Raw genomic sequence first — 18,680 nt, 5'->3', positions numbered from 1 at the left:
ATGACTGTGGAGACGGAGAGCTACCAGCTCCTCATCGACGGCGAATGGACGCCCTCGGGATCGGGGGCGACGTTCGCCTCGGTCAACCCGTTCGACGGACGCGACTGGGCAGAGGTACCGCGCGGCGACGCGGACGACGTCGATCGCGCCGTGACCGCGGCCGCCCGCGCGTTCGCGGGGCCCTGGCGTTCGTCGACGCCGGCGCAGCGCGCCACGATCCTGCGCACGTTCGGCGACCTCATCGCCCGCAACGCCGAGGAGCTCGCCCGCGTGCAGGTGCTCGAGAACGGCAAGCTGATCCGCGAGGTGCTCGGTCAGACCAAGGCGCTCGCGTCGCACTGCTACTACTTCGCCGGCGTGGCCGAGACTATGACCGGCGACACTCTGGCCACCAGCGTGCCCAACCTGCAGGTGTACACGCTGCGCGAGCCGATAGGTGTCGTCGCGGCCATCACCCCGTGGAACAGCCCGCTCGCGCTGCTGCTGTGGAAGCTGTGCCCGGCACTGGCCGCCGGCAACACGATCGTGATCAAGCCGTCGGAGGTCACCCCGGTCTCGACGCTCATCCTTGCGCGACTGCTCGTGGAAGCGGGTCTTCCTGAGGGCGTCGTGAACGTCGTGACCGGGTTCGGCGATGCCGGCGCCGCGCTCGCCGCGCACCCGCTCGTCGACAAGGTCGCGTTCACCGGCTCGACGGCGGTGGGAAAGAAGATCGCGGCGACGGCGGCTGACCGCCTCGCCCGGGTCTCGCTTGAGCTCGGGGGCAAGTCGCCAAACATCGTCTTCGCCGACGCCGACCTCGATAACGCCGTCAACGGAGTTATCGCCGGCATCTTCGCGGCCACGGGCCAGACCTGCATGGCGGGTTCGCGGGTACTCGTGCAGAGCTCCATCTACGACGAGTTCTCGCGTCGCCTAGTCGAGCGCACCGAGAAGATCCGCCTTGGCGACCCGCTCGACCCCGAAACCGAGATGGGCACCGTCGCGAACAAGGCTCAGTACGACAAGGTGATGCAGTACATCCAGATCGCGAAGGATGACGGGGCGACGCTGCTCGCCGGCGGCTCGCGTCCCGACAACCCCGCGCTCGCCGCCGGTCTGTTCGTGCGCCCGACGATCTTCGGCGATGTCGACAACGACATGCGCATCGCCCGCGAAGAGGTCTTCGGCCCGATCGCGAGCCTCATCCGTTTCGAAGACGAGGCAGACGCCGTGCGTATCGCGAACGACACCGAGTACGGTCTTGCTGCAGGGGTCTGGACTACCGACATCGCGCGCGCGATCCGGATGACCCGCCTCGTGCGGGCTGGCACGATCTGGGTCAACAACTACCGCAAGACCAGCTACGCCGCCCCCTTCGGCGGGTTCGGCAGCAGCGGCATCGGCCGCGAGAACGGACCCGAGGCGGTGTACGAGTACACCGAGACGAAGTCGGTGTGGCTCGACTACGGCAACACCATCACCGATCCCTTCAACCCGCGGGCCTAAGCACGCCCCACCCCACGAGAAGGGCACCCTCCCGCCGGGCGGCGGCTCGACGGCGTGCGCGCCGCCCTCTCGCCGAGATCGGAACGGGATTAGCCGACGGGATTGCGGCTCGAATGGCTACGGTGACCAACGGCGACACCGTCTTGGGCAACGCGACCCGCGTCGCGTAAGAGATGCCGGTGGCATTCAGCGGCGTGGTTCGTCATTTCAACCAGCTCGACGAGGTGCAGCGGAGCGAGGTCCTCTACACCCGACGACAACGTGCGGGCCGTGCCCGGCTCGAGCACCCGTTGGGACGGTGTGAAAGGGGATCACGCCAGGACTTCGAAGATGTGTCTCGATGAGCGGGCTGCGCACCGTCGATCTGCACCGCGGACATGTGGCGAAGTGTGGGGGAGGGGTCCGTCGACGGAGGTGCGCTCCCGTCAGTCGGTCGTGTTCCAGGCGATGGACATACGCGCAGATTCGCGGGGCTCGAGTACATGGAACGGCGAGAGCACCTCGAGTTCCACCAGCCAGGCATCGGGCCGGAGCCCGCTCGGCTCGGGGAGCGGCTCGTCGATCGGGCTTTGCGTCCATACCTCCACGCGAGATCCACTGTCCGGGTATTCCCGGTCGGGGTAAACGGTGGTCGCGAGTTCGAGAGTCGGGCGGTCTTCGCTTCGGAAAGACACGCGACCCTCGGCGTTCGGGAAGCCGAACTTCGCGACGCCGGGCGTCACTGCGAGCCGTATTCCGCGTTCAGACTCGCTCACGCGCGGGCTTCCGACATACATGCCGAGATCCACGACCGCGTCCACAGACGCCCCAGGTACTTCTACCGCTGCGCGCTCCAGCGAGGTTCCGGCCGCGTGCTGCGTCGCTACCTGGGCAACCTCCCAGATCGCCCACCTGACCTCGCCTCTAGATGTGTTGGTGAACGTCGTCGTCTGCTCGAAGGATCCCTCACCGGCGACGAATCGGAACTCTCGAGTGATGGTGAGCCCGGAGCGCGCGTCTGGCGCGCTGGTCATACTCACCGTCGCGATGCGGGCAGAATCCTCCACCCGAGATGCGAAGGAGTAGCGTCCCGAGTCCAGGACCTCATCGGGGGGGCCGGGCCACTCTCCCGCCCCCGCCCAGCCCTGGGGGGCCGGCCACGTCTTCGAGCCGCCGATGTTCGCCCATGAAGCGAACGATCCGTCTACGGCGGGCCACGCGGCGCGAGGCGACTGCGCAGCGAAGTGCTCATCGAAGAATCGCGGGTTCACCCACAACAATTCGTGGCCGGAAGCGCGCAACGAAAGAAGGCGTCCGCCGACCGAAGGGAGGAACACCGCCTGGACGGCGCCGGTATCGACACGCCACAGGACGAGGTCCGCATCACCCGTGTCGATCTTGTCGATCTGCAGAGTCACGCGAGGCCGGAGGGTGCGTCGTCGGGCACAAGAACGACTTTGCCGGTCGTGCCGGCAGCGGCGAGGCGATAGGCCTCATCAGCGTCTGCCAACCTCATGCGGTGGCTCACGACGAGCTCCGGATGCACCCCCGCCTCCGAAAGCATGCGCGCCAGGTCTTCCATTCCCTGCAGAGACGTCACCCATGATGCATTGATCGTCACTTGCTTGTGCAGGAGCGCGTCAGAGACTTCGGTATGAAGATCGCCACCCTCGCCGAGTAGCGACACCCGCCCCCACTCGGCGACACCGGCGATCGCCGTCGCCCGCCCGGGTTGGCTTCCCGAGGCGTCGATCGCCACTTCACAGCCCTTACCAGCCGTCAGCTCGGCGATGCGGTCGGCCGCCGAGTCATCGGCAACGACGAAGTCGTCGATCAGCCCGAGATCGCGAACGAAGTCGATTCGTTCGGCGTTGCGCTCGACCCCGATCACCCGGCGCGCGCCCAACACCCGCCCGATCATGGCCGCCGCCAGACCCACCGGCCCCAAGCCCACGACCAGAAGATCCTCGCCGCCATGCATGTTCGCGCGACGCAGGCCTTCGTAGGCGGTACCGAACCCACACGCGATGAGCGCCCCGTCCGCGTATGTGAGCGGCGCGAAGAGCGGGATGCACTCGGTCTCGTCGACGAGAACGTAGTCGGCGTGGCCGCCGTCCCGCTGCCAGCCGTATGCCTTGCGCTGCGCCTGATCGGTGCAGCTGATGTAGTAGCCGGCCCGACAGTTGCGGCACACGCCGCATCCATGGATATGGTAAATGAGGACGTCGTCGCCCACCGTGAACCGCGCGACCCCCGGTCCTGCCGCGACGACACGTCCGCTTGGTTCGTGACCGGCAACTACTCCCTTGTAGGCGGGGGCACCATCGAGGCCCTTGTGCGTCTTGTAGCCGCGATAGATGTACCCGATGTCGCTGCCGCAGATGCCCGAGGCGCCGACGCGTACGAGCAACTGGTTCGGCCCAGGTGTCGGCACTGCGTATGAGCGCAGTTCTGCCGTTGCGTCGCCGGGGAGGAAAACGCCCTTCATGACCTGTCCCTCGGGCGCGCTCGCCTCCCTCGCGAGACCTTCTCTGCCGGTCATGGTCAGTCCTCCAGTCGAGTAGCGCGGCGGCGCGACAGCGTGACGTTCAACAGAACAGCGGCGACGATGATCGCGCCGCGCACGACGTCCTGCAAGAACGAGTTGACGCCCAGCAGCACGAGCCCGTTTCCGATCAGCGTGATGAAGATGACACCGAGGAAGGTGCCGATCAGGCTGCCCCTTCCCCCGGCCATCGCCGTGCCTCCGATGACGACGGCCGCGATCACATCGAATTCGAGCCCGACGGCAGCGCCCGCGTTGCCCGAGCCGAGCCGGGCGGCCAGCAGCACCCCTGAAATCGCCGAGAGTAATCCCATCGTGGCGAAGAGAATGACCCGGACGCGATTCACCTTGATGCCCGCTAGACGGGCGGCCGCGGCGTTGCCACCGACCGCGAAGACACTTCGACCGTAGGGCGTCTTGCGGGCGATGAACCCGAAAACAAGGAACGCGCCGAGCATGACCCATGCCGGCGTGGGGACACCGAGCAAGCTGCCCGACAGAACCGTCATGATCGGGTCATCGACAGGCAGCGGCACGGGAAGGGCGTTGGTCGAGAACTGTGCGACTCCGCGGAGCACGCTCCACAGCCCCAGCGTCGCGATGAACGAAGGGACGAGGAACCGAGCGCGGAGCACCCCCGCGAGCGCACCCCATGCCGTCCCCAGTAGCAATGTCACGAGGATCGCCAATCCCGTGGGCAGCCCCCATTCCGCAATACCGAAGGCGACGATGACGGACGACAGGGCCACAGCGGGGCCCACGCTGACGTCGATCTCGCCCGCGATGATGACGAGAGTCATTCCGGTCGCAGCGATACCCACAAGCGCAGCGTCTCTCAGCAACCCCAACTGGTTCGCAGGGCTCAGGAACCCGAACGCATTGAAGGAGAGATAGGCGTATAGAGCGACGATCGCGACCAGCAGCCCGACGATGTTGATCAGAGTGGTGTTGGTCCGGAATCGCCGAGCGACCGCGCCCAAGCGGGTCAGCTCCGGGTCGCGCTGACCCATCGCTGTCTGTTCGGTGGTGTTTGTCATGGTTCTTTCGCCTCAGACGTGGGTGGCCATGGAGGCCTCGAGAAGTTCGGAAAGGGGAATGTCGGGAGCATGGAACTCGCGGGTCATCCCGCCTCCGGCGAGCACCAACACGCGATCACACGCGAGAGGAAGCTCTTCGAGTTCGCTCGACACGAAGACGACTGCCTTGCCCGCCTCCGCAACGTCTCGCATGATCTCGTAGATCTGCGCTTTTGCCTCGACGTCGACGCCGCGGGTCGGTTCATCAAGAAGGAGCACCGTACTGTCCGCGTGCAACCAACGGGCGATGACCGCCTTCTGCTGGTTGCCGCCCGAAAGGGTGCCGATGGGCTGCTCGAGGTCGTGCGCCTTGATGGCCAGCCGGGACGCCAGAGCGCGGCTTGCCCTGCTGATCGCGCCGCTCGAGAGCATCCCCGCCCGGCTCACGCGTGAGAAGTCCGACATCACGATGTTCTCGTCGATACCGAGCCCCAAGATCACACCCTGCGCTTTGCGGTTCTCTGGGGTCATCCCGATTCCACGCCGGCGCATTCCCGCGGGCGTCAGACGCGCGACGCGCTCTCCGCCGACGAAGATCTCGCCACCGCCCACCCGCTCACGCCCGGCGATGGCGCTCAACAGCTCTGTACGGCCCGAGCCCAGCAGCCCGGCGATGCCGAGGATCTCACCGCGCCGCACGTCGAAGGAGACGTCCTCAAGCTTCGGCGGGAGCGAGAGCGAGCGCACAGACAGCGCGACCTCACCCTTCGCGCGAGCCGGTCGCGCCGGCGGCGCCGACTCCTCCGTCCCGATCATGAGCTTGATGATCGATGAGGTGTCGCTGCCCTCGAGGGAGACCGTCTCGATGACCCGACCGTTGCGCATCACGGTGGCCGAATCGGCGATCTGACGGATCTCGTCCATCCGATGGCTGACATAGATCACGGCCACCCCGCGTCCGGCGATACGCCGCACGGTGTCCAGGACGATGCTCACCTCGGAGGCTGCCAGAGCGCTTGTCGGCTCGTCCAGGATCAGAAGCTGAGGATTCTCGCGGAGCGCCCGGGCGATCTCTACGATCTGCTGCTCCGCGAGGCTGAGCGAAGAGACGACGGCGTTCGGGTCGATAGACGCCCCCAACTGCTCCAGCGCATCTCGGGCCGCGCTCGCCATTCGTGAATACGAGATGCCGAAGCCGCCGACCGGCCAGCGACCCAGGAAGAAGTTCTCTGCGACGGTGAGGCCACTGATGAGGCTCAGCTCCTGGTAACAGGTAGCCACTCCCCTCTCGATCGCCTCCCGAACGCCGCCCGCTCCGAGGGGTTGTCCGCCGACGCGGATCTCACCCGAGGACGGGGTCTCCACCCCAGACAGCAGACGGATCAGCGTCGACTTCCCCGCGCCATTCTGGCCGAGGAGCGCCCGCACCTCGCCTGGGGCGATCGCAAAATCCACATCGTCCAGGGCGGTCACGCCCGGATACTGCTGGGTGACTCCGATCGCTTCGGCGACGACGTCGGTCTGTCTCTCGGCCTCCATCGGCCCTCCTCCGGGTGGGGGGCTCACCCCGCAGGCGAGGTGAGCCCCGATCGATTACGGGAGTCCGTCGGGGTGCGTCTCGAGCCACTCGGCGGCGTCGCCAGGCGCGTAGAGCGTGATCGGCGCGGCAACCACCTTCTCCGCCGGAGCATTGCCCTCGATCGCGTCCTGGGCGGCGGCGAACGCGAGCAACCCGACCTCCATGCCGGAGATGTCGACGACGTACTTGAGCACCTCGCCCGATTCGAGCTCCGTGGCGATCTCGGTCGTCATGTCCGAGCCGAACACCGAGACCTGCCCCCCAAGACCGCGTGTGCCCACGGCCTTGAAGGCGCCGATCGTCGCACCGCCGGCCTCTCCATAGAGACCGTCCAGGTCGGGGTTGGCCGACAGCATCTGCTCGGCCACGGGGACAGCCCGGTCGACCTCCGCGCCTTCCTGGTTCGCGACGATCTGGGCGTCGGGAAGAGCCTCGGTCAGGGCTGTCTCGAAGCCGACGAGACGCTGCTGGCACACCTCGTACTGCTCGCAGTTGATCACGCCCATCCTCGGTGCGGTGATTCCCGCCTCGGTGAACGTCTGCGCAGCAGCCTCGCCGAGCATCCGTCCGAACTCTACGGGGTCACCCAGGATGTAGGCGGTCACGTACGCTTCTGTCGCCTCGTCCGTAACGCACGTGTTGTAGCAGATGACGGGGATCCCGGCGTCGTAGGCCTGCTTGATGGCGGGGATGCTCCCCTCCGCCGAGACAGCCGAGATGATGACCGCACTAACGCCGGAAGAGACCAGCGTATTCATGAAGGTGCTCTCCTTCGAGACGTCACCCGCAGACGTCGTCTCGAGGAATTCGACATCGAGACCGCTCTCTTCCGCAGCCTGAGCGACACCGGCCTTGACGCCACCGTAGTAGCCCTGCGAGTCGAGATAGAGCGCACCGATCCGGATCGTCTCCGCCTGGCCTTCGCCTCCGCTGCCGCCCGGGGCTCCCGCCCCGGCGCATCCGGTCAGAGCGATCGTCGCGGCCAAGAGGGCGGACAAACCGCCCATCCCCCACAGACGCCTTTGTCGAATGGTCATCGCATTCACCTTTCTCTTGTGTTCAGCGCTCCGGCGTCTGCGCCGGAAGCGAGGGTACGCCCGCCTTTGCGGGGCGTGTTTGCATCGGCCGCTTCGAGTTCGGCGATGATCGTGCGCAGCTCGTCCACTTCGCGATCCCGCACATGCTGCGGGTCGTCGTCGAACAGCAGCATGGTCGGCAGGCTTGTCGCGAAGTAGTCGATCCGGGCGGGAGTGGCCGCGAGGACTTCGGTCCAGTACTTGAGAGACGACAACAGTGCGTCGGCCCCTGCGTCATCCCCCAGACGCCGAAGAGCTCGAATGGAGTAGGCCGTCTGGCGGCTGTAGGGCTGCGAACTCATGTTCGTGAAGTCGCCGGTGAAGGACGCGGCGATCCCCCACTGCTCATGCGCGCCCCTGAGGTCGCCAGCCGCAGCGTAGGCATCGCCGAGGGCCAGCCGGAGGTGCGCATCGTTCACCAGCTGGTGACGGGCCTCGCCGAGGTTCGTCGGCGGGCGCAGAGCACTGACCAGCAACGCGACAGCGTTCTCTGAGTCCCCGCGACGCAGCGCCGACTCGGAGAGTCGCATGGCGGCCGCCTCCCACACGCTGAGAACCTGGCCCTCGCCCCCCTCCCAGGGTTGGAAGTTTCGGCGTTCTAGGAACGCGCGGGCGTCGTCGGCACGTTCGGTGTCCACGAGCAATCCCGCGTACGCCACCGCGAGGTCGTCACGCTCCTCGATGAGATCCGCGGCTTCGTCGAGGGCGGCGAGTCGCTCGCGCGCCGACGCGCCGGTGCGCGCCCACAGCTGATCCGCCTCGTAACGGAGTTTCGCATGGCGTGGCGAGAGCTCGAGCGCCCGGCGGTAGTGTTCACGGGCGCCAGCGGCGTCGTGTCGAACGTTAAAGAACGCAATACCCAGGTTGCGGTGAGCGGTTGTCGCGCCGCGCTGCCCGATTCCGTGGACCAGCGCGTTCTGCCATGCGCCGATGGCGTCGTCATACCGCCGGGCGTCATAGAGCCAATGGCCGAGGAGGAGGGACGCGACAGGATCGCTCCCGTCCGTCGCGAGCGCATTCGACAAGGTCACGAGGTCGTCCAGCCCCGACGGGAAGCACCACCGCGCATCCAGGTTACGGGCGATCTCTCGGGCGCGGTCTGCATCGTCACCGCGGCCAAGGATGCTCAGGACCCGCGCACGCTCGTACGCGATCAACGGCGCGACCTGTGACTGGCCGATCGCCCGGTGAGGCACCGCAGCCTCCGCATCCTCGAGCGCCTCTAGAGAACGCGAGTAGAGCCCCGCCGCCGCATACTCGCGAGCGACGTCGAGCACGGTTCGTGCGTCGATACTCAGCGGCTGATGTGCGAGGTGCCGCGCCCATTGATCGAGCGGATCCCGTCTCAGGGCTTCGTCCAGAACCGCGGATGCCGAGGCGTCGTCGCCAGACTCGATCAGGAGTGCGGCGAGCAGTGCCCGGCTCTGCCCATGTTCAGGATCGCGTTCGATCAGCGCGCTCAGGCGCTCCATGCCTCGCGTGCTCTGCCCGGTCTTCGCCTCGAGCCTGGCTAACGCGAATCCTGCGGGAGTGGCATAGGCGGCATCCCACGCCGCGCGCGCGAATCTGGCCATCGCGCCCTCGTCGTCGCCGGACCTCGCGAGGGCGAGACCCAATCCGTAAAGCGACTCTCCCGACGCAGGGGTCGGGACCCACCGCGTCTGCCGCTCGACGGCAGCGGCGAAAAGCTCGCGTGCCTCGCCAATCTGCCCGTTCCCGTAGGCGTGCCAGGCCAGGGCCGCCAAAGCCCGCGTCTCACCACCGTCACGCGCGAGCGCCTCGCGCCAGTACGGCTCCGGCGACCGAGTCGCGTGGCGGTACTGCCGGAGGTACGACCCCACGTGGATGAGCTCGTCGATCGTCTCGATGTCGGCGGGCGCCGGCGGCTCGACAGCCGGGGCTGGCGGCTCCTGTTCCGTGGCCTCCACATGGCGGAACTGAAGTGTCGACCCGTCGTCGGCGCTGACGATGAGGAGGACCTCGTGCGCCCCCGCGTCGAGCGGAAGAGTTGCGCGGAGATGCACGGGCTCTCCGGGCTCGAGGTCGCGCGTCACATCGACCAGCACGTGATCGCCGCAGGAGACGGTCACCCGCCGCTGCGTGAGGCGGGCGGCAGGAGCGATACCGATGCGCACCTCACCGTTTTCCACGTCTACCCGAGCGGCCAGCTCCCTGTCCGCGATGTGCGCCGGTCCGATCTCCTGGATGGGGTACCAGAACTGGCTGAAGGACTTGGTCTCACCGGCCGCGAGGTAGGCGAAGTCCGGCTGATTGTCGGTGTATACCCCCGCCATCAGCTCCACATACGGGCCGTCTTCGTCGGTGAGGTTGCGATCCCACGCCCACCCGAACGGCGCGTTGCCCCACGTCCATTGCTTCTTACCCGGCGAGATGTGCCGGTCTGCCACGTGAACGAAACCCGCCCGCACGGAATGGTCGTAGCCGCCGAAGAAATCGTGAGCCGTGTCGGTGACCATGTACGACGTCGGCACGGGGATGTTGCGGTACCAGTCGAGTCGGTCAGCATCCGGGTGCTCGGCGTCGACCCTCGCCGGATAGTCGACGCCGTAGTAGAGACCGTCGACGCGCGGAAACGATGCGATCGCGCGCTTGGCGTGGTCGGCCACGAAGCGCACATCGGTCGGAAAGAAGGACTGGTAGTCGTCCCCCACAGCGGCCGCCACGTTCGCCCACCACAGAAAGGTCTGCGATGTCTCACTGCGGTTGTAGAGACGCACCCGCGCTTCGACTACGGCGCTATCGGGACGGAGTCGTACGCCGTGCATGCCCTTCATCCGAGTGAATGGGTCGTGGTCCGAGCACCAGACAGTGACCGATCCATCGTCGTCGTGTTCGATCTGCACGTCTGTCGGGAGGAAGGTTCCGGGCCGGTGGTGCTGAGGCCAGTTGAATTCCACGCCACCCGAGACCCAGGGTCCCGCCAGGCCGACAAGCGCCGGCTTGATGACGTTGTTGCGGTAGAAGAAGTCGTAGCCGTTCGTTTTGTCCAGGCCGATGTGGATACGACCGCCCAGCTCAGGGAGGATCATGAGCCTCACCCAGCGGTTTTCGATGTGTACCGCTTGCCATTCCTGGGGCGCCTTGCGCGCCGAAACTCGCTCGTGGAACGGGAGAGGGTAGACCCGGCCGGAGGAGCCTTGGTAGACGCGCTTCTCCAGGAAGGCGGGCAGCTCATCGGGAAGCTCCGGCGCGTACGTGTCGATCATCACTGGCTCGGACCATGCGAACACGGGAGAATCAGCCGCCTCCGGGGGGGCGGGCGGCAGAACGATTCGCGAAGCGCTGCTTGTCTCGGCGTCGAGCATGCCTTGACGGTAGACGCCAAGATGCTGGTGCAGAATGCCCGATGCGACTGACAAACTGGACAAAACAATGATCGGAGGCGACTTGTCGATACGCGAAGGCTTTCCAGGACAACGCCTGGTCGTCGTTCCTCGCCCGCAGGTCGTGGCGGCCCTGCACACTCCCCCCACCGACCAACTGGTGGCGACCGACGCCGGCTACTTCCCTGAGGCGCGAGCGCACGGCGTGCGTCGTGGACGAGGCGTGCGACAAGCGATTGTGATCGTCTGCACGGAGGGAGCAGGTTGGTGCGCCATCGACGGCACACGTCATGCAGTGCGCGCAGGCCAGGTACTCGTGATTCCCCCCGGGACGGCGCACGCCTACGGTGCCGATCCGGACAGCCCATGGACGCTCTGGTGGGTTCATGTCGATGGCCTCCAGGTTCCGGCTCTGCTTTCTCGCGCTCACATCACCTCCCTGTCTCCGGTTCGAGAGTCGGCAGATCCGTTTCGCGAGGTCGCGCTCATTGACGAGATCGTGACAACACTCGAGAGCTATCCCACCGAGGCAGGACTGTTCGCTGTCGCCGGCGCGATCTGGCACCTCATGGTGCTGCTCTGCGCGAGCCGCACGGCACCGGGCGGACGATCGGCACTGATCGAACAGGCGCGGCGCCGCATCCAGGAGCAGCCAGCACAATCGACCTCGGTGAAGGAACTTGCGCGCATCGCCGGAATGAGCGATTCGCACTTCGCGGCGCTCTTTCGAAAGCAGGTGGGATCGCCGGTGCTTCGCTATCAGACCGGCGTTCGCATGTCGCAGGCGCGACTGCTACTCGACACAACCGATTGGCCGGTCGCCCTGATCGCTGTCGAGGTGGGCTACTCAGACCCGTTCTACTTCTCCCGACAGTTCAAGGTCCTACACGGAATCACGCCCCTGGCGTATCGACGCCACGAAAAGGGCTGACCGACAGCCGCTCGAGCAGCGTCCGACCACCCGGCCAGAGCCGTTCGGGCCATTCGAGTGCCGAAGAAGGCACCGATGACAGCGGCCGCTGCGGATCCCGCACGCGGCTTAAGCCCGCGCCCACTCGCCGCGGGCGGACGCGTTGATGAGCTCGTGCCTCACCGTTCACTGGGAGACCCGACTCTTCGCCGGGGATTCGCTCTACGCTGTGCGTGGTCTCCCGCAAACCGAAGGCGCCGCCGCATGAACCGACGTGGCGCGAGCCACGCGCGGCCGGAACGAGTCGGTATCCGACTCGTCGACCCACCACCCCTCGGAAGGAACGCCTATGCCAAACGCCGCCGACGCCCTCGTCCACATGCTGCAGCCCGGCGAGGATCACGACATCGATCACCTGGTCACGCTCGTCAACGACGTGTACGAAGTCAGCGAGGCGGGTATGTGGCGCGACGGAGCGGCGCGCACGAACCGGGAGGAGATGGACGACCTCATCCGTCGTGGCGAGATCGCCGTGGCCGACCGGGACGGCGTCATCGTCGGCGCGGTTCGCGTGCAACAGCTGGGTACCGAGACGGGGGAATTCGGCATGCTCGTCGCCGACCCCGCCGTGCGTGGGCAGGGGGTCGGGCGGCGGCTTGTGCAGTTCGTCGAGCGCTGGGCAGAAGAGGCGGGGTTGCGCACGATGCAGCTGGAGGTTCTCGTCCCCCGGGAGTGGTCGCATCCATCCAAGGAGTTCCTCCTCGAGTGGTATCAACGCATCGGCTATCGGCAGGTACGCACCGGTGAGTTCGACGTCGAATATCCGCACCTCGCGTCGGAACTGGCGACCCCGTGTCGGTTCCTGATCTTCCACAAGACGCTCCCCTCCGGCTCGCCGGCGCCCGACGGAGCATGACGCCAGTCGCGCTCGTTTCATAGTGCTTCGCGGAGGTACACGCCACCCCTCGGCCCAGGGGGATCGGATTCCAATAGCGTTGAGGAATGGCACCCGACGCGCATCGGCCGGAGGATCTCTACACCGGCCCCATCGACCTGCCCGGAACGGGCACGTTCGACACCGAAGAAACCGATCCCGAGAAGATCGAGATCAGCTACGACGAGCAGCGCTATCCCGCGCGCCCCCGGAGGCTGCGCCCGCGCGACCAGTTCCGCGGTGGGAGCGTGCGTCGCATCAAGACCGACCCGCGCACGGCGAACGGCACCAACCCGTCGTACGTCGAGTGGCTCGTGCGTCAGTCGATGCTCAAGGACGCGGATGTCCTCGCCCGCCAGCTCGCCGGACAGCCGGCGATGTGGCGCAACCCCTACGCACGCCCCGATGCCCGACGGGCCATCGCGACGAGCGATGTGTGGTTCACGGCATACCCGATCTCGCTCATCACCCGGCCCGGGCAGTCGTTCCTCGCGGCGCTCGGCGACGAGGAGCTGTGGACGGCGTTCGAGCGCGTCGGCATCACCGCGGTGCACACCGGACCGGTGAAGAGGGCGGGCGGCATCGCCGGATGGCTCGAAACCCCGAGCGTCGACGGCCACTTCGACCGCATCAGCACGGAGATCGACCCCGCGTTCGGCGTCGAGGAGGAATTCCGTGCCCTGTGCGACGTCGCCGAAAGCCACGGCGGCAGCATCATCGACGACATCGTGCCCGGGCACACCGGGAAGGGCGCCGACTTCCGGCTGGCGGAGATGGGGTTCAAGGACTACCCGGGCATCTACCACATGGTGGAGATCCCGCCCGAGGATTGGGACCTTCTCCCCGAGGTGCCCGATGGGGTCGACAGCGTCAACCTCGACCCCGCGACCGAGCAGGAGCTCGAGGGACGCGGGTACATCATCGGTGCTCTCCAGCGGGTCATCTTCTACACGCCGGGCGTGAAGGAGACGAACTGGAGCGCGACCGCGCCCGTCATCGGCCCCGACGGCATCACGCGCCGCTGGGTGTACCTCCACTACTTCAAGCAGGGTCAGCCCTCCATCAACTGGCTGGACCCCACCTTCGCGGGCATGCGTCTGGTCATCGGAGATGCCCTGCACTCACTGGGCGAGCTCGGCACGAGCGCCCTGCGCCTGGACGCGAACGGCTTCCTCGGCGTGGAAAAGAGTGCGGAGGGTCTTCCGGGCTGGTCGGAGGGACATCCGCTCTCCCACGCGGCGAACCACATCATCGCCGGAATGGTGCGCAAGGTGGGCGGCTTCACCTTCCAGGAGCTCAACCTCACGATCGAGGACATCCGCGACACCGCGGCCGTCGGAGCTGACCTCTCCTACGACTTCATCGGGCGTCCGGGCTACCACCACGCCCTCGCAACGGGTCAGACCGAGTTCCTCCGGCTTGCGCTGACGACGTCACTCCAGCTCGGCGTCCAGCCGGTGCAGCTCGTGCACGGGATGCAGAACCACGACGAGCTCACCTACGAACTCGTCCACTGGGCGACCCGGCACGACGACGATCTCTACCGCTTCCGCGGGCGCGAGATCTCCGGCGGTCAGCTCGCCGAAGAGGTGCGCGCCGACCTCACCGAGCATCTCACCGGCACCGCCGACTACAACCGCGTCTTCACCCAGAACGGCATCGCCTGCACGTCGACCTCGCTCATCGCGGCGACGCGGGGGATCGAGCGGCTCGAGGAGATCACCGACGCGGAGGTGCCCGCCATCCGCGACGCGCACCTCCTGCTCTGCGCGTACAACGCGTGGCAGCCCGGCGTCTTCGCCCTCTCCGGCTGGGACCTCACCGGGATGCTCACCATCCCGGCCAACGAGGTCGCCGACCTGCTCGCAGCAGGCGACACGCGGTGGATCGAGCGCGGCGCCCACGATCTGCTCGACGTCGATCCGGGGGCGACCCGCTCGCCGGCGGGCATGCCGCGCGGGCGCGCGCTTTACGGCCCGTTGCCTGCCCAGCTGGATGACCCGACGTCGTTCGCATCGCGGCTGGCCGGCATCCTCGACCTCCGCCGGGAGTACGGGATCGCGACCGCGTCGCAGGTCGATGTCCCGGAGGTCGCGCATCCCGGGATGCTCGTGCTCGTGCACCGCCTCGACAACGGCGACGCGCAGGCGGATGCCCCGATGCAGGTGACCGTGCTGAACTTCTGCTCCGAGCCGACGGAGGGCACCGTGCGGTCGGAGCAGCTGGTGCCGCACAGCGATGTGGTGGACGCGGCCTCGGGCGAGACGATCGGGCGCGTCGACGACCTGCAGAGCTTCGCCGTTTCGCTGCCCCCGTACGGAGCGTTGTTCCTCGTGCTCCAGCCGGTGGAGACCGTCGCCGACTGACTCAGGAGGCGAGGGACTCCGGCGCGAGGGCGGCGTCGATGCCCGCGAGCGGCACCGGCAGCCAGTCGGGCCGGTTGCGGGCCTCGTAGGTCGCCTCGTAGACCGCCTTGTCGAGCACGAGCGCCCTCAGGAGCACGGGGTCGAGGTCGACGGAGCCGGGCGCGCCGGCGTAGGCGTCCAGGAACGCCGCCCGGCACGCCGCCGCCCAGTCGGCCGCCGCGGGTCCGCCGCCGACCGCGCTCGCGTAGTCGAAGGATCGCAGCATCCCGGCGACGTCACGGGGAGGAAGGTCGGGGATCGCGCGCTCTTCCATCGGGCGGAGGGGCTCGCCCTCGAAATCCACGATGCGCCACCCGCCATCGGGTACCGCGAGCACCTGCCCGAGGTGCAGGTCGCCGTGGATGCGCTGCAGCCGGGGCCAGGGGCGCTCGAGTGCTGCCTGATAGACGGCGTCGATCGCAGCGAACCGGTCGGCGACAGCGGGCACCTCGGCCGCGGCGGTGGCGAGCCGCCGCCGCCACGCGGCCGCCGTGGCCGCCACGTCGTCGGGCCGGGCATCCGATGTCTCCAGCGCCGCGCCGAGGGCTCCATGCACCCCGGCCACCGCAGTCCCCAGATCGCGCGCGGCCTCGGTGAAGTCCCCCCCGTCTCGGGCGGCCTCGAGTGCGACGGCCCACCCGTCACGCACGCCGCGGAGGAACTCCTGCGCGAAGCCGAGGGTGCCGTGCGCGACGCCGGGCTCGCGCCCGACGTCCGGCCACTCCGCCTCGAGGCTCCCGAGGAATCGCGGCACGAACGGCGAGCCCGCGTCGCTCAGCACGCGCTGGACGGTGACGTCAGGATTCTCGCCGTGATGAAGGGTGCGGAACAGCTTGAGGATGATCGTGGGCTGCCCGTCCTCGTCGAAGACGATCGACGTGTTGGACTGCTCACCCGTGAGCACCCGCGAACCCGTCACCCGGCTGACGTCCACGCCCATCTCGGCGAGCATCGCGATGGTGAAGTCCGGATGCTGGGTCGCATCCACGAGATAGCCGTCTGCGTCGTGGTGGACGACGGTATCGGTGTCCGTGGGGGACGCGACGAGCGCCAAGGGCACGTGATAGAGCGCCGGCAGCGAGCCCGCGTCATCCATGAGCAGGTAGCGCGTGGCACCGGGGGCAGGCTGCGCGTCGAGGATCCGGAACCGAGGTTGGTGGCTCTTGCCCGCGTACCAGCGCTGTCGCGCCACCCAGGCGCCGAGGTCGTCTGTGAACTGCACACTCCACCATGGCCTGGGGTGGGGTCCGCGGGGAAGGGGTGGACGGGCGCGGGACAGGCGTAGTACGTCGACGGTCACCCGTGCCGATCGGGGCGACCTAACCCCGGGTTGCGACGTAGATCGTGTTGGACGACGTTCCCCCGGTGAGGCGGTTGTCGAACGCCACGACGTGGGCTGCGCAGTCGTCGAGAACCGACGCGAGCGTCGCCATGAAGTCGGCGTCGGGCGGGTCATCCGACCACAGGGCGAAAACGCCGCCGTCGGTGAGATGCCGGGAGAGGGATGCGAGTCCCGTCGCGGTGTAGAAGTCGGCGTGACTGGGATCGAGGGTGTGCCGCGGGGAGTGATCGACATCAAGCAGGATGACGTCATACCGCGCGTCCTCCGGCCCCGGTGTGCTGCGCGCCACAGCGAAGAAGTCGCCGTGAACGAGGGTCGTCCGCGGGTCGCGGACCAGCTGTGCGGACATCGGGAGCAGCTCCCTCTCGTGCCACCCCACCACCGCGGGGAGCGCCTCGATCACATCGAGCTTCCGCACGCGGCTGTCGTGCAGCACGGTCGCGGCGGTGTAGCCCAGGCCCAGGCCCCCGACGAGCACGTCGAGGTCGGTACCGTCTGCGGCGGCGAGGCCGAGCGTGGCGAGCTCCTCCTCGGCGCGGGTGAACAGGCTGGACATGAGGTACTCGTCCTTCAACTTCACCTCGTAGATCAGCTCACCTGTCGCCGGGTCTGCGCGGCGGCGCAGGGTCAGCTCGCCCATGCGCGTCTCCTGCCAGTCGAGTTCCTCGAATCGAGCGATCATGTGGGGCTCTCGTTCTCTGGTTTTCGGGGTGATGGCGTCGGACGACCGGCGCGTCGCCGCTTCATCCTCTCTGATCGGACCGAATCCGCGAAGTGCGCAGCTCGCCTCCATCGCGCCGTGGCGGGTCTTCCCCGGGGCAGGATGAGGGGATGAGCGAGACAGCGAGGGCCGGATCCGAAGGACGCATCGTGCTCGTGCGGCACGGCGAAACCGAGTGGAGCCGCAACGGCCGCCACACCGGACTGACGGACATCCCGCTCACCGAGACCGGCGCGTACAAGGCCGAGCTGGCGGGGACGCTCCTCGCTTCCCGGCGCTTCGACCTCGTTCTCTCCAGCCCGCTTCGCCGGGCTGTGGACACCGCACGTCGCGCGGGCTTCGCCGACGCGCAGCAGGATGCGCGGCTCGTGGAGTGGGACTACGGGGCGTACGAGGGGCTGACAAGCGCGGAGATCGGCGAACAGATCCGCCGCCCGTGGATGGTCTGGGACGCCGGGACACCGGCGGGCGCCACGCCGGGCGAGAGCGTCGCTCAGGTCACCGCCCGTGCGGAGTCGCTGCTCGAGACCATCCGTCCTCTCGTCCGCAGCGGCCAGGACGTACTGCTGTTCTCGCACGGGCACTTCCTGCGCGCGCTCGCGGGGGTGTGGCTCGGTCTGACCGCCGCGGGTGGTCGCTACTTCCTCCTGGGCACGTCGGCGCTCAGCGAACTCGGGTACGAGCACGGCTCGGAGGTCATCGCGCAGTGGAACCACGTGCGCGGGCGGTGAGGGGGTCCTAGCGCGCATTAGCCGCAACTCCGTTGCGTTACGCTGGGGCCACTCAGGGGAGACGTGATGTTCAGGCACGTGGTGATGTGGCGGCTCGATTCGGACGACGTGGCGGAGCGGACGCGGATGCAGCAGCAGATCATCGACGCGATGTCTCCGCTGCCCGACGCCATCGCGGCCATCCGGAGCATGCGGCTGGATGCGAACACCGTGCTGCAGGATGAGAACGCCGATCTGGTGCTGACGATGGATTTCGACAACCTCGAGGACTTCGAGGAGTACCGCCACCATGAGGCGCATGTTGCCGTCTCGCCCGTGATCGCCCGTCTGTACCGCACCCGGCTGGCGGTCGACTTCGAGGTCTAGCTGTAGGAGGCCAAGACGTTGTTGACGCGTGATCGAGTCACGGATGCTGGCGGCATTCCGTCGTGCGCGCCGTGAGGTCGGTGGTAGTTGTAATGCAGGTTCCACGTGCCGACCGCGTCGGTCCGCTCTTGTTCTGAGTGCCAGGTGTGGGCGTAGAGAAATTCCTCGGCGAGGATCCGGTTGTAACGCTCGACCTTGCCGTTGTGCTTGGGGGTATATGGCCTAGTTCGGCGGTGCTGACTCC

Annotated in this window: 15 protein-coding genes; 6 read left to right on the top strand and 9 right to left on the bottom strand. The window is 67.5% G+C overall.

What is annotated here, in order from left to right; all coding sequences use genetic code 11:
* The gene (locus AC2DFQ_RS10550) at positions 1–1,488 is read left to right on the top strand and encodes an aldehyde dehydrogenase (protein ID WP_484510215.1); all 1,488 of its coding nucleotides are present in this window, start codon (positions 1–3) and stop codon (positions 1,486–1,488) included.
* A 425-nt stretch (positions 1,489–1,913) separates the two neighbouring features.
* On the opposite strand, the gene AC2DFQ_RS10545 is transcribed toward AC2DFQ_RS10550, so the two are convergent.
* The 6 genes from AC2DFQ_RS10545 to AC2DFQ_RS10520 are packed head-to-tail and all read right to left on the bottom strand — an operon-like array spanning position 1,914 to position 11,168.
* On the bottom strand, positions 1,914–2,885 hold the full coding sequence (locus tag AC2DFQ_RS10545; protein ID WP_484533857.1) for a hypothetical protein: 972 nt from the start codon (positions 2,883–2,885) through the stop codon (positions 1,914–1,916).
* Complete coding sequence (locus tag AC2DFQ_RS10540) at positions 2,882–3,955, bottom strand: zinc-dependent alcohol dehydrogenase family protein (protein ID WP_484533856.1); 1,074 nt, start codon at positions 3,953–3,955, stop codon at positions 2,882–2,884. The genes AC2DFQ_RS10545 and AC2DFQ_RS10540 overlap by 4 nt, the downstream gene beginning before the upstream one ends.
* A gap of 56 nt (positions 3,956–4,011) precedes the next feature.
* On the bottom strand, positions 4,012–5,049 hold the full coding sequence (locus AC2DFQ_RS10535) for an ABC transporter permease (RefSeq protein WP_484510218.1): 1,038 nt from the start codon (positions 5,047–5,049) through the stop codon (positions 4,012–4,014).
* A 12-nt stretch (positions 5,050–5,061) separates the two neighbouring features.
* On the bottom strand, positions 5,062–6,567 hold the full coding sequence (locus AC2DFQ_RS10530; protein ID WP_484533855.1) for a sugar ABC transporter ATP-binding protein: 1,506 nt from the start codon (positions 6,565–6,567) through the stop codon (positions 5,062–5,064).
* Positions 6,568–6,621: 54 nt separating this feature from the next.
* Positions 6,622–7,644: a substrate-binding domain-containing protein gene (locus AC2DFQ_RS10525; RefSeq protein WP_484533854.1), complete on the bottom strand. Its 1,023-nt coding sequence runs from the start codon at positions 7,642–7,644 to the stop codon at positions 6,622–6,624.
* 5 nt (positions 7,645–7,649) lie between these two features.
* A complete protein-coding gene (locus AC2DFQ_RS10520) occupies positions 7,650–11,168 on the bottom strand; it encodes a tetratricopeptide repeat protein (protein WP_484533853.1) in 3,519 nt (1,172 codons plus the stop codon).
* A gap of 19 nt (positions 11,169–11,187) precedes the next feature.
* Here AC2DFQ_RS10520 and AC2DFQ_RS10515 point away from each other — a divergent pair, with 19 nt between their 5' ends.
* The 3 genes from AC2DFQ_RS10515 to treS all read left to right on the top strand — a co-directional run bounded on the left by AC2DFQ_RS10515 (position 11,188) and on the right by treS (position 15,237).
* Positions 11,188–11,958 carry a helix-turn-helix domain-containing protein gene (locus AC2DFQ_RS10515; protein WP_484510222.1) on the top strand — a complete coding sequence of 257 codons (771 nt, stop codon included), beginning with the start codon at positions 11,188–11,190 and terminating at the stop codon, positions 11,956–11,958.
* Positions 11,959–12,286: 328 nt separating this feature from the next.
* Complete coding sequence (locus AC2DFQ_RS10510) at positions 12,287–12,853, top strand: GNAT family N-acetyltransferase (RefSeq protein WP_484533852.1); 567 nt, start codon at positions 12,287–12,289, stop codon at positions 12,851–12,853.
* A gap of 86 nt (positions 12,854–12,939) precedes the next feature.
* Positions 12,940–15,237: a maltose alpha-D-glucosyltransferase gene (gene treS, locus AC2DFQ_RS10505; RefSeq protein ID WP_484533851.1), complete on the top strand. Its 2,298-nt coding sequence runs from the start codon at positions 12,940–12,942 to the stop codon at positions 15,235–15,237.
* Between the two features lies 1 nt (position 15,238).
* On the opposite strand, the gene AC2DFQ_RS10500 is transcribed toward treS, so the two are convergent.
* Positions 15,239–16,498 (bottom strand): maltokinase N-terminal cap-like domain-containing protein, encoded by a 1,260-nt coding sequence (locus AC2DFQ_RS10500; RefSeq protein ID WP_484533850.1) that lies wholly within the window; start codon positions 16,496–16,498, stop codon positions 15,239–15,241.
* Positions 16,499–16,595: 97 nt separating this feature from the next.
* The gene (locus AC2DFQ_RS10495; RefSeq protein ID WP_484533849.1) at positions 16,596–17,300 is read right to left on the bottom strand and encodes a spermidine synthase; all 705 of its coding nucleotides are present in this window, start codon (positions 17,298–17,300) and stop codon (positions 16,596–16,598) included.
* A 149-nt stretch (positions 17,301–17,449) separates the two neighbouring features.
* Here AC2DFQ_RS10495 and AC2DFQ_RS10490 point away from each other — a divergent pair, with 149 nt between their 5' ends.
* Positions 17,450–18,070, top strand: a complete 621-nt coding sequence (locus AC2DFQ_RS10490; protein ID WP_484510227.1) for a histidine phosphatase family protein — start codon at positions 17,450–17,452, stop codon at positions 18,068–18,070.
* A gap of 66 nt (positions 18,071–18,136) precedes the next feature.
* Entirely contained in the window at positions 18,137–18,436 is a 300-nt protein-coding gene (locus AC2DFQ_RS10485; protein WP_484510228.1) for a Dabb family protein, read from the top strand.
* Here AC2DFQ_RS10485 and AC2DFQ_RS10480 read toward each other — a convergent pair.
* A partial coding sequence (locus AC2DFQ_RS10480) for an integrase core domain-containing protein (RefSeq protein WP_484533848.1) occupies positions 18,433–18,680 on the bottom strand: 248 nt, incomplete at its 5' end. The two genes, AC2DFQ_RS10485 and AC2DFQ_RS10480, sit on opposite strands and share 4 nt — an antisense overlap.

It is taken from the genome of Microbacterium sp. Z11_20, from assembly GCF_057197605.1.
Note: the sequence above shows the minus strand (reverse complement) of the source record. Positions and strands in the feature narration are given on the sequence as shown.

Bases quoted from the DNA above. Each gene is read 5' to 3' on its own strand.
- AC2DFQ_RS10485 (WP_484510228.1), top strand. From the start codon at position 18,137: ATGTTCAGGCACGTGGTGATGTGGCGGCTCGATTCGGACGACGTGGCG.
- AC2DFQ_RS10495 (WP_484533849.1), bottom strand. From the start codon at position 17,300: ATGATCGCTCGATTCGAGGAACTCGACTGGCAGGAGACGCGCATGGGC.
- AC2DFQ_RS10540 (WP_484533856.1), bottom strand. From the start codon at position 3,955: ATGAAGGGCGTTTTCCTCCCCGGCGACGCAACGGCAGAACTGCGCTCA.
- AC2DFQ_RS10550 (WP_484510215.1), top strand. From the start codon at position 1: ATGACTGTGGAGACGGAGAGCTACCAGCTCCTCATCGACGGCGAATGG.
- AC2DFQ_RS10525 (WP_484533854.1), bottom strand. From the start codon at position 7,644: ATGACCATTCGACAAAGGCGTCTGTGGGGGATGGGCGGTTTGTCCGCC.
- AC2DFQ_RS10535 (WP_484510218.1), bottom strand. From the start codon at position 5,049: ATGACAAACACCACCGAACAGACAGCGATGGGTCAGCGCGACCCGGAG.
- AC2DFQ_RS10490 (WP_484510227.1), top strand. From the start codon at position 17,450: ATGAGCGAGACAGCGAGGGCCGGATCCGAAGGACGCATCGTGCTCGTG.
- treS (WP_484533851.1), top strand. From the start codon at position 12,940: ATGGCACCCGACGCGCATCGGCCGGAGGATCTCTACACCGGCCCCATC.
- AC2DFQ_RS10510 (WP_484533852.1), top strand. From the start codon at position 12,287: ATGCCAAACGCCGCCGACGCCCTCGTCCACATGCTGCAGCCCGGCGAG.
- AC2DFQ_RS10530 (WP_484533855.1), bottom strand. From the start codon at position 6,567: ATGGAGGCCGAGAGACAGACCGACGTCGTCGCCGAAGCGATCGGAGTC.